The sequence below is a fragment of the Pseudomonas sp. CYM-20-01 genome, assembly GCF_023169845.1.
Lineage (GTDB): Bacteria > Pseudomonadota > Gammaproteobacteria > Pseudomonadales > Pseudomonadaceae > Aquipseudomonas > Aquipseudomonas azotoformans.
The window spans coordinates 1,766,851-1,781,277 of the sequence record NZ_AP025169.1; the positions used below are offsets into that span (position 1 = coordinate 1,766,851).

9 protein-coding genes and 1 pseudogene are annotated in these 14,427 nt (G+C 60.9%); 2 read left to right on the forward strand and 8 right to left on the reverse strand.

The features are described 5' to 3' along the window. Positions 1-175: 175 nt before the first annotated feature. The 3 genes from M2497_RS07845 to M2497_RS07855 all read right to left on the reverse strand — a co-directional run bounded on the left by M2497_RS07845 (position 176) and on the right by M2497_RS07855 (position 5,327). Positions 176-2,353, reverse strand: a complete 2,178-nt coding sequence (locus M2497_RS07845) for a hypothetical protein (RefSeq protein ID WP_248486714.1) — start codon at positions 2,351-2,353, stop codon at positions 176-178. A 204-nt stretch (positions 2,354-2,557) separates the two neighbouring features. Next, on the reverse strand, positions 2,558-4,822 hold the full coding sequence (locus M2497_RS07850; protein ID WP_248486716.1) for a bifunctional diguanylate cyclase/phosphodiesterase: 2,265 nt from the start codon (positions 4,820-4,822) through the stop codon (positions 2,558-2,560). Between the two features lie 139 nt (positions 4,823-4,961). After that, positions 4,962-5,327, reverse strand: a complete 366-nt coding sequence (locus tag M2497_RS07855; protein ID WP_248486718.1) for a YkgJ family cysteine cluster protein — start codon at positions 5,325-5,327, stop codon at positions 4,962-4,964. A gap of 251 nt (positions 5,328-5,578) precedes the next feature. Here M2497_RS07855 and M2497_RS07860 point away from each other — a divergent pair, with 251 nt between their 5' ends. Further along, positions 5,579-6,925: an MFS transporter gene (locus M2497_RS07860; protein WP_071496874.1), complete on the forward strand. Its 1,347-nt coding sequence runs from the start codon at positions 5,579-5,581 to the stop codon at positions 6,923-6,925. 113 nt (positions 6,926-7,038) lie between these two features. Here the strand turns inward: M2497_RS07860 and M2497_RS07865 are convergent. Together M2497_RS07865 and rapA are read right to left on the reverse strand one after the other, a co-directional pair. Further along, positions 7,039-8,292: pseudogene (locus M2497_RS07865) on the reverse strand (IS3 family transposase). Positions 8,293-8,405: 113 nt separating this feature from the next. Further along, positions 8,406-11,252, reverse strand: a complete 2,847-nt coding sequence (rapA, locus tag M2497_RS07870; RefSeq protein WP_248486720.1) for an RNA polymerase-associated protein RapA — start codon at positions 11,250-11,252, stop codon at positions 8,406-8,408. Between the two features lie 219 nt (positions 11,253-11,471). On the opposite strand from rapA, the gene M2497_RS07875 reads away from it, so the two are divergent. Beyond that, positions 11,472-11,813: an aspartate-semialdehyde dehydrogenase gene (locus tag M2497_RS07875; protein WP_092241258.1), complete on the forward strand. Its 342-nt coding sequence runs from the start codon at positions 11,472-11,474 to the stop codon at positions 11,811-11,813. On the opposite strand, the gene M2497_RS07880 is transcribed toward M2497_RS07875, so the two are convergent. The 3 genes from M2497_RS07880 to M2497_RS07890 all read right to left on the reverse strand — a co-directional run bounded on the left by M2497_RS07880 (position 11,810) and on the right by M2497_RS07890 (position 14,415). Further along, positions 11,810-12,991, reverse strand: coding sequence for an aminotransferase class V-fold PLP-dependent enzyme (locus tag M2497_RS07880; RefSeq protein WP_248486722.1), 1,182 nt, complete (start codon positions 12,989-12,991; stop codon positions 11,810-11,812). The genes M2497_RS07875 and M2497_RS07880 overlap by 4 nt on opposite strands. Beyond that, the gene (locus M2497_RS07885; protein ID WP_248486723.1) at positions 12,988-13,458 is read right to left on the reverse strand and encodes a RidA family protein; all 471 of its coding nucleotides are present in this window, start codon (positions 13,456-13,458) and stop codon (positions 12,988-12,990) included. Before M2497_RS07885 ends, M2497_RS07880 begins: the two co-directional genes overlap by 4 nt. Before the next feature lie 90 nt (positions 13,459-13,548). After that, positions 13,549-14,415, reverse strand: a complete 867-nt coding sequence (locus M2497_RS07890) for a LysR substrate-binding domain-containing protein (protein WP_248486728.1) — start codon at positions 14,413-14,415, stop codon at positions 13,549-13,551. Positions 14,416-14,427 lie beyond the last annotated feature (12 nt).

Sequence of the window (14,427 nt, forward strand, 5' to 3'; positions counted from 1 at the left end):
TGTAGCGGAGTAACCGCCGGCACCGTGATGGCACCTTGCCGTAGAGAAAGGTCACAGGTGAGGGTGACGTAAACGTCACGGGAACAGTTATACCCGTGGCACAAGCGCCGTAAAATTGTTTCCCGATATGTTCGCATCCCCCTGCAGGAGCCGGTGATCCGGCTCCTGCAGGCAGTCAGGCGGTTTTGCCAGTGTGGTTGTTCAGCGAGATCACCTTGGTCTTGCCAATCCGGTGGCGGTAGATCTCACGCAAGTACTTGATCGCCTTCTTCACGCAATCCCGTGACAGGCGAATGTCATTGATCGACACGAACTTCTCCTTGTCGTTGATCAACTCGCGGTACTTCTTCTCATACATCGGCTTGATCGCGTACCAGTTGGTGTCGAGGATCTTCGCCGGGTTCTCGAACTCGTTGAGCAACTCGTCGATACGGTCTTCGTCGAAGTCCTCGTGGATGATGAAGTCCAGGATCGAGTTGTCCAGCGTGTCATCGAAGCGATACGGGTTGCGCGCAAAGCAGCGTTTGATGAAGGCCACGATCAACGTGAGGAAGTCATCCGACAGGCACGGGCTCTTGGCGATCAGGGTGGTCAGCGACAGGTTGGCCGAGGCGCCGATCACCAGGGCGTAGCGCTTGAGCGTGGTGTTGGGGAACAGGCTGTTGAGGTGGGTCTTGAGCCGGTTCAAGTCCATGTAGGACAGCTTGTAGTCCTTGGGCAGCGACACAATCGAGACCACCGACGAGCAGTTCTTGAAGAAGTGCAGGTCATGCAGCGCGGCGGCGTCGTAGCCAGAGTTCTTGTACTGTTCCAGGGACGCCTTGTAGCGCTTGGATTCGATTGGCAACAGGCTGATGCCTTCGATGGCCTGGGTGACCTTGTTGAAGTGCGGCAGGTCGATGGAGCGGAAGAACAGGTCGTCGATGTTCAGGCGCTGCGGCTCTTTCTCGAACACCTTGAATTTGTCATTTGACGGCGCCGGGGTTTCCGGGACCACGGACTCTGCGTAGGCAATCGCCACCGGGCCGGCCAGGCTCATGAACAGGTCGTTGGCATCCAGGCGAATGGTTTCGCCGATGTCGATGCCGGCGCGCCGGAAATAGTTCTGGTCGTAGTCGGTGGTCACGGCCTGGGCGGTGAGGATGTTGAAGATCTGCTGGGAAATGTACTGGTTGGCGTGTTTTTCCATGGCATTGACGTCAATGTTCTGGATATTGCCGTCATCGCTTTCTTCGGCATAACGCATGATGTCGTTGGAGATCAGCATCATCGCGTTCCACGGCCGGATTCGCCCCTTCACGCTGGCTTCGCTGCTGTCTTCATTGGCGAAGTTGTACGAAAAATCCCATTCTTCCGACAGGTATTTGCACAGCAGTCGCCCGGCGTTGATGTGCAGCGCCTCGGACATTTCGCTGCGGTGATCGGAAATGTTCGGCAGCACGCAGATGCCGCTGGTGAAGATCGGCTCGAACACAAAGGCGTGGCCGCTCTTGCTGTCGTGCTCATCGGCGGGCTTGGTGTCGAAGGTCTTGTTCATGTACGAGTGTTGCTGGGCCAGGCCGAATTCCGAAGCCATGCCTGAACCTGTGCCGCCGCCGGCGCTGAAGATCGAGAAGTACAGGCGCGACTGGTTGGCCTTGATGCCGCAGGAGTCGATCAGGTACGAGTGGATCATCTTCCAGTCGGGGCTGGAAAAGCGCTGGGTGTCTTTGTTCAGGATGATCTTGGCCAGGTACTGGCCGAGGATCGGCGCATTGCCGGCGCCGCCGGCATGGACCTCCGACAGGTCCATGATTTTCATCTTGCTGTAGTCGCGCAGGAAGCCGCTTTTCTCGCCTTTGCGCGAGAAGCGGATACGCCCGGCGATGTCCTTGTCCAAGTCGCCCAGCATCACCAGCGGCTCCACCAGGAACACCGGTTTGCTGGCCTTGCCGCTGCCCAGGCGCAGGTTGTTGCGCAGCCACTGGGCCGGGCTGTAGCCCTTGTCTTGTGACTTGTCTTCGTTGCTGAATTCGTTCAGGTAGAACTTGCGCGCGTTGTACACCAGTTCCGCCACGTCCAGCGCGATGTTCGAACCGCAGCGGCCCAGGCCGATCAGGCACACCGAGGGGAATTCCTGTTCGTTGCGCGGATCGCTGTCGCCTTCCAGGTGGGGCGGTCGCGGGAACACCATGTCGCGCAGGCCGTCGAGATTGTCGAGGATGCGGTCGGTATTGGTCTCGGTGAAGTACAGGTATTGCTGGGTGGCCAGCGGGCGGGCGGTGCTCAATGACTTTGAACCTGAGGGTGTGTCCGCAGGAGCTGGGAGCAACACGTCGGATACCACGGTGGCAGAGTTATTTTTAGAAGTCATTGTGCGCCATGTGCCTGGGCGGATGGCTGAAGAGAATCAAGGGGCCATCACGGAATGGGTGTTCGCGACTTTACAGTGCGTCCTTGTCCTGGACGATTGGGTTTTACCCCGATGATTTCAGGGAAAACACGGCCGGACTCTGATGAATCGGCCGTTCGTCGGGGTTCTTTAGGCAAATGATGGCGAAATGCCAAAGATTGGGCGTCAGCGAATTGGCCTGACGATGGACGTGGAGCCGCCGCGGCCTGGGGAATGCTCTTTGGGTGCGCTGCTGTCCTTGGCGCCCTGCGTGCTGTGCGGGTACAGCGGGTTACGCAGGCTGATGCCCTGCATCACGCCCATAATGTCACTGGCCGGCACGGCCGGGCTCAGCAGGTAGCCCTGGACGAAGTCGCAGCCATGCTTGAGCAGCAGCTCGAACTGGGCCTGGGTTTCCACGCCTTCGGTCACGACTTCCAAGTGCAGGGTATGGGCCATGCCGATAATCGCCTGGACGATCTCGATATCGGCGGTGGACTTGGGAATATCCTGGATAAACGAGCGATCAATCTTCAACGTGTTGAGTGGCAGCCGCTTGAGGTAGGCGAGGGAGGAGTAGCCGGTGCCAAAGTCATCGATGGCCAGCGACACGCCCAGCGCGCGGATTTGCCGCAGCAACGCCAGGGTGCTGCTGATGTTGCCCATCAGCGCATTTTCGGTGACTTCCAGTTCCAGGCGGTTCGCGCCGATCCCGCTGAAGCGCAAGGCGTCTTCGATTTCGTCCGCCAGCTCGTCACGGGCCAGGTTCAGCGCCGAGCAGTTCACCGCCATGGTCAGGTCGGTGTAGCCCCGGTCAGACAGCAGGCTCAGGTCATGACACGCCTGGCGCAGTACCCAGTGGTCCAGTTCGGCAATCAGCCCGTTGCTTTCGGCGATGCCGATAAACCGGTCCGGCGCCAGCAACCCGTGCTGGGGATGCTGCCAGCGCACCAAGGCTTCCAACCGTGTGACCTTGCCCAATTTCATGTCAAAGATCGGTTGGTAGAACAACACCAGTTGGTTGCGGGTGCGCAGTGCGCTGCGCAGTTCTTCCTCCAATTGCAGTTCGAGGAAGGCACGGGTCTTCAGGTTGGAGCTGAAGAAGTTCAAGTTGTTACGCCCGGCGTCCTTGGACTGGTACAGCGCCAGGTCGGCAGTTTTCAGCAGCTCTTCGCAGGTCAGGCCGTCATCGGGGAACAGGCTGATGCCAATACTGGTGGTCATCACCATGCGCCGGCCGGCCAGCTCGATGGGTTCTTTCATCTGCTGCATGATGCGCTGGGCCAGGTGCCGCGCCTCGTCGCGGTGGTGGATGCTGATCAGGATGCAGAACTCATCGCCGCCAAAGCGCGCCACCACATCCGCATGGCTGCGCACTGAGCCCTTGATATGCCCGGCCAGCACGGTGAGCAGCTGGTCGCCGGCGTCATGCCCGAGGCTGTCATTGATGCGTTTGAAGTGGTCGATATCGAGGAAGATCACCGCCATCATGCCGTTTGACGCGGTTTTTTCGGCGAGCTTCTCGGCAAAGATCTGATTGAAACCGCGACGATTGAGCAGGCTGGTGAGGGCGTCGTAATGGGCCACCTGTTGCAGCGACGCGCGGGCCTGGTCGAGTTCGCTGAGCAGGGCGTTGACCCGCCGCAGGTCGCGTTCCTTGTGCTGCAGTTTTTTGTCGGCCAGGGCGGCGCTGATGCTGCTGCCGATCACCAGCAGGGTGATGACGGCCACCGACAAGCCCAGTTGAATGGGGTTGTTATCCAGTGGCAACGAAAGGTCGGCCCCGTTGGGAACGATGAGTTGCATGGCCGCCATGCCGGTAAAGTGCATGCTCAGGATCCCGGCGCCGAGTACCAGGCTGGCGGCATACTTGAGCAGTTGATGGAACACACCGGCGCCGGTACGCAGGTAGCTCGACAGCAACAGCGCAGCCAGGCTGGCGCCGATAGCGATACCCACCGAGGCCATGAACAGTCCAGACTCGAAATAGACTTTGGCCTGCGAGCGCATGGCTGACATACCGACGTAGTGCATCAGGGCGATGCCAATGCCCATCCACACCGACGCCAGCAGGTACTGGTGGAAACGCAGGTTGGAATGACTGAGGGTCTGCATGGCGAACAACGAGGCGACCAATGCAATCAGCAGCGAAGCAAACGTCATCAACAATTCGTAGTGGATTGCGATGGGGGCCTGGAACGCCAGCATGCTGATGAAGTGAGTGGACCAGATCCCGCCTGCCAGGCAACCGGCGCCGAGCCAGCGCCAGTGGCGTCTGGCGGTAGGGTCCTCGACATGGCCGACACGTTCGGCCATATCCAGCGTGCCGAAGCCCGCCGCGCAAGCGACCAGATAGGCGAGCAGCACCAAAAAGGGGTTATGACTGCAATTGAGTAATAAGTGCCCGCTCTCTGGAAGCTCGGTAAAAAAATGCAGACCTAGCCATTCCATAGCATGTCCCGTCATAGAGTCACGTCACTGCCTGAGGCGATGACCTATGAGGTCGAGTATAGAAGCGTAGGAAAATTCGCAAGGAATAATGGCACTTTGCTTCGCTACGATTTTGGCATGCCGTCCATAGCGTTTGATGCTAAGCGCTGATGGGCAGGTCCAATTCGATAGGTGCTTCCAGCGGTGCCAGGCCAAAGGCGGCGCGGGCTGCATCGCAATCGGCGTTGTGCACGCCGTCGTACCACGAGGACTCGAACTCACGGCACACGCTGGAGCGCTGTTCGTAGATCGTGCAGCGGGTGCCTTCGCCCACTTCACCCTCCAGGCTGCAGCAGCGCGCGGGTTTCTGGTCGGTGCCGATCATGGCCACGCGGGTCGGGTTGATCTGCACCACCAGGTCATCGGGCACCGTGCCCCCCGACGAGGCGCACTCACCCCAGAAGAAGGACACACGAAAGTGTGAACAGCAGGCACCGCAATTCAGACACGGACTGGCTTCGGACATGGGCGTCATCGATAAGAAAAGTAGGTTGGGGATGCTACGGAAGGCTCGCCATTCTATCCGTGCCATGGCCATTGGGAAGGGGGGCGCGCACTTATATTTTTGTGGGGAAAGTCCCGTGTTGCCGGGCGAAATCATGCCCTATCAGCTTTACGAATCATTACAGACAACCGGGCCCTGCCTGACTATGTTGCAGGTACCGGGCAGGATGCATCGGGCATCGCAGCTCTCATAACAATAAAAGAGACGGACCCATGCAGAACTCGACCCAAGCGGCGAATGCCTGGCGCATTCTGTTCCTGCTGTTCCTCGCCAACCTGTTCAACTTCTTCGACCGCACCATCCCGGCGATCATCATCGAGCCAATCCGCATGGAATGGCACCTGAGCGACTTTCAGCTCGGCATCATCGGCACCGCCTTCACCATCGTCTACGCCATTGCCGGGCTGCCGCTCGGGCGCCTGGCCGACACCGGCTCGCGCAGCAAACTGATGGGTTGGGGCCTGTTCGCCTGGAGCGGGCTGACGGCGGTCAATGGTCTGGTCGGCAGCTTCTGGACGTTTCTACTGGTGCGCATGGGCATCGGCATTGGCGAAGCCAGCTATGCGCCGGCCGCCAACTCGCTGATTGGCGACCTGTTCCCGGCACACCGCCGCGCGCGGGCCATGGGGATCTTCATGCTGGGCCTTCCGTTGGGGCTGTTGCTGGCGTTCTTCACCATTGGCTGGATGGTCAAGGCATTCGACAGCTGGCGTGCGCCGTTCTTTATCGCTGCGGTGCCGGGGCTGATCCTGGCGGTGTTCATGTTCTATATCAAGGAACCCAAGCGCGGCGCGGCAGAGACCGTACAAGTATCCCAGGAACGCGTCGACCGCCCGATCCGCCGTGTGCTGGCGGTACCGACCTTCCTGTGGCTGGTGCTGGCCGGGTTGTGCTTCAACTTCGCCACCTATGCCTGCAACTCATTCCTGGTGCCGATGTTGCAGCGTTACTTCCTGATGCCATTGCAGGATGCTGCGGTTGCTACGGGTGTGATTGTCGGCCTGACCGGCCTGGTGGGCCTGACCCTGGGCGGCTGGATTGCTGACAAAATCCATCAGCGGGTCGCCAATGGCCGCCTATTGTTTGCGGCGTTCAGCCTGATCATCTCTACCGTGACCACCGCGTGGGCGTTACACGCCGGGCGCATCGAGATTGGTGTGTTTGTGGCGCTGTTCAGTGTGGGCTGGTTGTTCGCTTATAACTTCTACACCTGCGTGTATACAGCGATCCAGGACGTGGTCGAGCCGCGCCTGCGGGCCACGGCGATGGCGCTGTTCTTCGCCGGCCTGTACTTGCTGGGCGGTGGCATGGGGCCGATCGTGGTGGGTGGCTTGTCCGACCACTTTGCCCATTCGGCGATGTACGCGGCGGGGGCAGAGCAGATGACCGAGGCTTACAAGGCCGTGGGATTGCACGACGCCATGTACCTGATTCCGGTGGCGTTGTTTTTGACCATGCTGTTCCTGTTCCAGGCATCGCGCAGTTTTGTGCGCGATGCCAAGCGGATGAAGGATGGGCTGGGGGCGGTTGAGGTGCCGGCTTCGGCGGTGACCGCTTGATATTGAGGTGACGCCATCGGGGGCAAGCCCCCTCCCACATTTGACTGGGTTGTCATATCGATCACCGATCAATTGTGGGAGGGGGCTTGCCCCCGATGGGGCCTCGAAGGTGTCTAGTCCTGAAATAGGTTTACACCTGTTTCACCCCAACGCCCGATGCACTGCATCGGGCGTTTTGTATTTTAAGGACAAGTGCGGGCGCTCCTGGTTGTAGATCAAGATCGCCTCCCGCACCATTTGCTCCGCTTGAACCAAGTCTGTCGGCCGGTGAAGCAAGAGTTCCGCCTTCAAGATTCCGTTGACCCGTTCTGCCAAGGCGTTTTGGTAGCAATCGTAGCCATCAGTCATCGAGCATGTGATGCCATGCTTGGCATGGATTTTTTGATAGAGCACTGAGCAGTACTGCACGCCGCGATCCGAGTGATGAACCAGTTTCTGGCCCGTTCGACGTGCCTTCAACGCCATGCGTAAGGCTTGGGCTACCGAATCGGCATGTAGACTGCCATGCACGTGATAACCAACTATTTTCCTCGAGAAGGCATCCGTCACCAAACTTAGGTAGGCCGGTTCATCGCGCCCTGTAGATAGGTAGGTGATATCCGCCACCCAGACCTGTTCCGGGCCAGTAGCTACGACTTGTTGCGGGCCAGGCTTTAGCAAATTGGGATGGCAGCGAAAGCGATGATGGCTATCGGTCGTCTTGTGATAGGCCCGTCTCCTGCGCACCAACTGCCGGTGCTCTCGTAAAACCCCAAACAAACGATCTCGTCCGACATGCAATTCTGGCTTGTCATGCTTCGCTTGCATCATCGAGTGCAATTTGCGGGTGCCAATGCACGGTTGGCGCACACGAACTTCCTGCACAAACTGGAGAAGTTTCTGATCTTGATCGGCTCGGGCACGATGGACCCGGTCACGCTTGTAATAGGCTTGGCGACTGATCCTCATAAACTGGCAAGCCCTGCTGACACTCAGGGTCTGGGTTTGCGCAACGACTTGCCGGACCGCTTTTTTACAACGGATACACCGTAATCGTTCTTCAGAACATCGACCACGTCTTCAAAGAATTTGGCCTTCTGGTTGGCCAGTGCCAGTTGTTCCTCGAGCTCTTTGATTCTTTGCTCGGGAGTCAACGGCAAGGTAGGTTTGTCCATCGGTCGGCTCCTCTGGGTCCGAATGGAGGCGCCTTGGCTCCAGTCCTGCCGACCATGCTTGCGTAACCACACCAACACCGTCGAACGACCCTGAATCCCATAACGCCGTTGAGCTTCTTTATAACTCAACTCGCCTTTTTCGACTTGGTCGACAACCGACAATTTAAAAGTCAGCGTGTAATCTCGTTGACTGCGTTTTGCGCCCGTATTCATTGCACCTTCCCGATAAGACGTCAGAAGGTGTAAACCTTATTTAGGACGAGACAAGGCCAATAAAAAAGGCCCGCATTGCGCGGGCCTTTTCATTTAACAGGGCAGGGCAGTGATCAACCCGCCACCAACACCCGGATCGCTTCCAAGCGCAGCGCCGCTTTGTCGAGCATGGCCAAGCCTTGCTCGCGCTGATTGCGCAGGGCCACCAACTCACTGTCACGCACGGTTGGGTTGACCGCTTGCAACGCAGTCAGGCGCGCCAGTTCTTCGTCGGTGTCCGCCGCCAGGCGACGCTTGGCCTCGGCCACACGCTCGGCGTGGCGCGGGGTGATCTTCTCTTCACCGGCGTTGATCCGTGGCGTGAGTTGATCGCGCTGGGCCTGCACGAACTTGTTGGCGCTGGCGCGTGGCACGCTTTCCAGCTGGTCGTTGAGGGTTTCGAACGACACGCGGCCGGACAGGTCATTGCCGTTGGCATCCAGCAGGCAGCGCAGGGCGGCCGGTGGCAGGTAGCGACCCAGTTGCAGGGAGCGCGGGGCAACCACTTCGCTGACGTAGAGCAGTTCCAGCAACACGGTGCCCGGCTTGAGCGCCTTGTTCTTGATCAGCGCCACCGCGGTGTTGCCCATGGAACCGGACAGCACCAGGTCCATACCGCCCTGCACCATCGGGTGTTCCCAGGTGATGAATTGCATGTCTTCACGGGACAGCGCCTGGTTGCGGTCGTAGGTGATGGTCACGCCTTCGTCGTCGCCCAGGGGGAAGCTGGCGTCGAGCATTTTTTCGCTGGGCTTGAGGATCAGCGCGTTTTCCGAATGGTCTTCGCTGTCGATGCCGAACGCGTCGAACAGGGTTTCCATATAGATCGGCAGGGCAAATTGGTCGTCTTGCTCAAGGATGTCTTCGACCAACGCATCGCCTTCACCCGCGCCGCCGGAATTGAGCTCCAGCAGGCGGTCGCGACCGGTGTGCAGTTCCTCTTCCAGGCGCTCGCGCTCGGCACGGGCCTCGTCGATCAGGGCTTGCCACTCGCCGTCGTCGGCGTTTTCCAGCAGCGGCAGCAGGCGCGGGCCGAACTGATGCTGCAAGGCGTTGCCGGTCGGGCAGGTGTTGAGGAACGCGTTCAGCGCCTCGTGGTACCACTGGAACAGGCGCTCTTGCGGGCTGGTTTCCAGATACGGCACGTGCAGTTCGATCACGTGTTTCTGGCCGATCCGGTCCAGACGGCCGATGCGCTGTTCCAGCAGGTCGGGGTGGGACGGCAGGTCGAACAGTACCAGGTGGTGGGAGAACTGGAAGTTGCGGCCTTCACTGCCGATTTCCGAGCAGATCAATACCTGGGCGCCGAACTCTTCATCGGCGAAGTAGGCGGCGGCGCGGTCACGCTCGAGGATGTTCATACCCTCGTGGAACACCGTGGCCGGAATGCCGGAGCGCACGCGCAGGGCGTCTTCCAGGTCCATGGCGGTTTCGGCGTGGGCGCAGATCACCAGGACCTTGGTGCGCTTGAGCATCTTCAGCTGGTCGATCAGCCATTCGACCCGTGGGTCGAAGCGCCACCAGCGGTTTTCTTCTTCGACATCCGGCTGCGACTGGAAGCTGACTTCCGGGTACAGCTCGGCATGTTCGCCCAGCGGCAGTTCCAGGTACTCGTCCGGATTCGGCAGCGGGTAGGCGTGCAGCTTGCGCTCGGGGAAGCCTTGCACCGCAGCGCGGGTGTTGCGGAACAGCACGCGGCCGGTGCCGTGGCGGTCAAGCAGCTCGCGCACCAAGCGTGCACTGGCTTCGGTGTCGCCATCGTTGACGGCGGTGAGCAGGGCTTCACCTTCGTCGCCGAGGAAACCCTGGATGGTCTTGTGTGCGGCAGGGGACAGGCGGCCCTTGTCCAGCAGCTCCTGCACGGCTTCGGCTACCGGGCGATAGTTCTCGCTCTCGGCGCGGAAGGCGGCGAGGTCATGGAAACGGTTCGGGTCCAGCAGGCGCAGGCGCGCGAAGTGGCTGTCCTGGCCCAGTTGTTCGGGGGTGGCGGTGAGCAGCAGCACGCCGGGAATCACTTCGGCCAGTTGCTCGACCAGCGCGTATTCCGGGCTGGCCTTGTCTTCATGCCACACCAGGTGGTGGGCTTCGTCGACCACCAGCAGGTCCCAACCGGCGGCAAACAGCGCGTCCTGGGCCTTCTCGTCGTCCACCAGCCACTCTAGGGCCACCAGGGCCAACTGGGTGTCTTCGAACGGGTTGGTGGCATCGCTTTCGATAAAACGTTCTTCGTCGAACAGCGCCACCTGCAGGTTGAAGCGACGGCGCATTTCCACCAGCCATTGGTGCTGCAGGTTTTCCGGAACCAGGATCAACACGCGGTTGGCGCGGCCCGACAACAGTTGGCGATGGATCACCAGGCCGGCTTCGATGGTTTTACCCAGGCCCACTTCGTCGGCCAGCAAGACCCGTGGCGCGATACGGTCGGCGACTTCTCGGGCGATGTGCAGTTGGTGTGCAATAGGTTGCGCACGCACGCCACCCAGGCCCCACAACGAGGACTGCAATTGGCGGCTGGTGTGTTCCAGGGTGTGATAGCGCAGCGAGAACCAGGCCAGCGGGTCGATCTGCCCGGCGAACAGACGGTCGCTGGCCAAGCGGAACTGGATGAAGTTGGAGAGTTGGGTTTCTGGCAGGGTGACCTGCTCGTTTTGCCCATTGAGGCCGTGGTACACCAGCAGGCCATCGACGTCGTCGACTTCCTGCACGGTCATTTTCCAACCTTCGAAATGGGTGATGCTGTCACCCGGCGAGAACCTCACGCGGGTGAGGGGCGCATTCCGTAGCGCATACTGACGAGTGTCGCCAGTGGCCGGATAGAGCACGGTCAACAAGCGCCCGTCCTGTGCCAGAACGGTGCCTAACCCCAGCTCTGCTTCGCTGTCACTAATCCAGCGTTGCCCCGGTTGATACTGCTGCGCCATGCTGCCTGACTCCCGCCGTGAAAAAGCCGACTATCTTAACGGAACAAGCCCCCACGCCCAAGGACTCTGACAAAAACTACTCCGTTTGCATGGGGGGCCGGAAGCCGAATCGACGGGTGGCGGGCACTTGGGAGTGTCGACTGGGTCACAGGTTGGCGAGCCTGTGCTCAAGTCACCCTGCAACCCGCCGACAGCCTGTTGATCAGGAGAATAATCACTATGCTGCCACCCATGCTGCCCGTCAGCGTTGTGCCGGTCACGTCGCAACTCGATCCGGTGCGCCAGAAGCCGGACATCCCGCCCGTGGTGCCGGTCCAGCCGGGCTCCAACGAGAGCACCATCGACCTGAAAAAGGGCGATGCCGAGACGTCGACCTTTTTGCTGCGCGAAGAACAGCGCCGCCAGCAGGAACAACAGAGACGCCGGCGTGAAGCCGATGAAGACCCGGAGCAGCACCTGGCCATTCCGGGCGATTTGTTGAATGCCGACAACACGGTGCCCGTGGCACCGCTGATCGAAGATGCGCCGCGCCAGGGCCTTTGGGTGGACGTCGAGGTTTAGTCGCGCAACTCGCGCAGGGCCGCTATCAGCAACTCGATATCATGCTCGTTGTTGAGCGGGCTCACCGAGATCCGCGCCACGCTCTCCAGGCCGCGCGCCTGCATATCCAGCGGAGTGTAGGCCGCGCCGTTGGCGCCGATATTGATGCGCTTCAAACCCAGGCGCCGCTTGAGTTCAAAGGCATCCCAGCCGGCCAGGTTGAAGGCGATAAGGCCGGATTGGCGAGTACCCAGGTCATGCAGGGTAATGCCCGCAATCCCACGCAACGCTTCGCGGATTCGCGCGCTGGTCTGCGAAACCCTCTCCCACGCGCGCTCGATGCCCAGCCGATTCATCTCCTGCAGCGCATTGCCCAGCCCGGCCAGCAAGGCGAAGGATGCTTCGCTGGTTTCAAAGCGCCGTGCGTCATTGCGCAGGTCGAAACCCTGGCCCGTCCAGGGCGCCGAAAACACGTCGCGCTGGGCCGGGTTCAGGCGCCCGAGGAAATCCGGCCGCACATACAACAGCGCCGTCCCGCGTGGACCGCGCAGATGCTTTCTTCCGGCGGACTTGAGCACATCGCACTGCAATGCTTGTACGTCTACCGGCACCTGGCCGACGGCCTGGCCGGCGTCGATAAAGTAGGGGATGGCGTGACGCCTGGCCAATTCACCGATGGCCTGGGCGGGGTTGATCAGGCCGCCGTTGGCCGGGAGCCAGGTGAGGTCGATCAGCTTTACCTTGGCATCGAGCATTGACTCCAACGCCACCGGGCAGACTGCGCCGCTTGCATCGCAGGGGATGACCTCCACGCGGGCACCCGCTTGCACCGCCCGTTCCATGCTGGCCAGGTTGCCGCCCCATTCGTGACGGCCTACCAGAATGCGGTCGCCGGGTTGCCAGGGGCCCAGGGCCTGGAACGCCAGGCTCCAGGCGGTCGAGCCACTGCTGGCAAATGCGATGGACGAGGTGGGGGCGTTGAGCAGTTGCGCGGCGGCGCGGCGGGCTCTTTCCACCAGCACGGCGCCATGTTCGCCGGCTTCCATCGGGCCGTCGCGAGCTTCCCGTTGCAGTTGCTCGATGATTGCATCAAGGGTTGCCTGGCTGGGCAGGGAAGCACCGGCGTGGTTGAAATGCACGATGCCGGACTGGCAGCCAGGCGTGTCATCCCGCAGGTGCTGGACTTCAAGCGGGCTCATGGGTGCAGCTCGAAAATCGCATCAACCTCCACGGCCACACCGGCCGGCAGGCTGGACACGCCGACGGCGGTGCGCACATGCCGGCCTTTTTCGCCAAGGGCGTTGACCAGCAGGTTGGAGGCACCGTTGGCCACCATGCTCTGTTGCGTGAAGTCGCCGCTGCTGGCGATGAATACACCCAGGCGCACGGTACGCACCAGGCGCGACAGGTCATCGCCGAGGGCATTGCTCAACTGCCCCAGCAGGCCCAGCGCAGCGAGTTCCGCCGCTTGTGCACCTTCTGCATCGCTGAGGGACTCGCCCAACCGGCCCACATAGGCGGGTTTACCCTCCACCAGCGGGATTTGCCCGGAGACGAACAGGTGATTCTGGCTGACCACGTGGTTGATGTAATTGGCAATCGGCTGGCTGGGGGTGGGCAGCGTGAGGCCCAGGGCTTGCACGCGTTGGCGGAGGGAGTCGCTCATGATGAATCCTCTTGGGTCGGGAGGCTTCAGCATGTTGGCTGTATTGAAGGGCGACAAACGGATAGATCTCACACGACGTATCGAAAAAACTCACGCGTCAGTGCAGGTTTCCTTCAGCCACTGGCTGAAACATGCGGCGGCTTCGCTAGGGGTGCCTTGAGGTGCGATCAGCCAGTAGCCGATGTCGCTGTGATAGGGCGGCCAATCGAAGGCCTCCACCAGGCTGCCGTCCTGCAGCCTGCGCTCGATCAGGCGATGACGGCCCATGGCGATGCCCTGGCCGGCCACGGCGGCTTCGACCACAATGTTGTAGTCGTGCAGCATCACGCGGGGGTGCTGGCCGAGGTCGACCTGATAGTGCTCGGACCAGTCGGTCCATTCAAAGGGGCGGTGCGAAGTGGCCATCAGCAACGGGCTGTCTTGCGCTGCCTTGAACGTCGGGCTGCACACCGGCGAGAGGACTTCCGGCATCAGTCGCGTGGCCTGCACATCGGGCCAATCGCCCTTGCCATAACGGATGGCCAGGTCGACCTCGGCGCCTGCCACGTCCGCCAGTTGAATGGCCGGCAACAGCTCCACCTGAATATGTGGGTAGCGATTGAGGAAGCCGGCCAGGCGGGGCGCCAGCCACAAGGTCGCAAAGGAGGCCAGCAAGCCGATGCGCAGCACGGTGGCACTGGGCGTGACGCGTTGGGCACGGGTGGCGGCGGCGATGGCGTCGAGGGCTGGGCGGATTTCGTCGTAGTACTGTTGGCCGTCGGTGGTCAGATCGATCGCTCGGGTGCGTCGGATAAACAAGGGTTTGCCCAGGTGCTGCTCAAGCTTTTGCACCTGATGGCTCAGCGCGCTCTGGGTCACTGACAACTCGCTGGCGGCCTTGATAAAACTCAAGTGCCGCGCCACGGCTTCGAAGGCGCGCAGCGCCAGCAGCGGCGGAAGGTCCTTGTGCAGTGCCACCTGGGTGCCTCT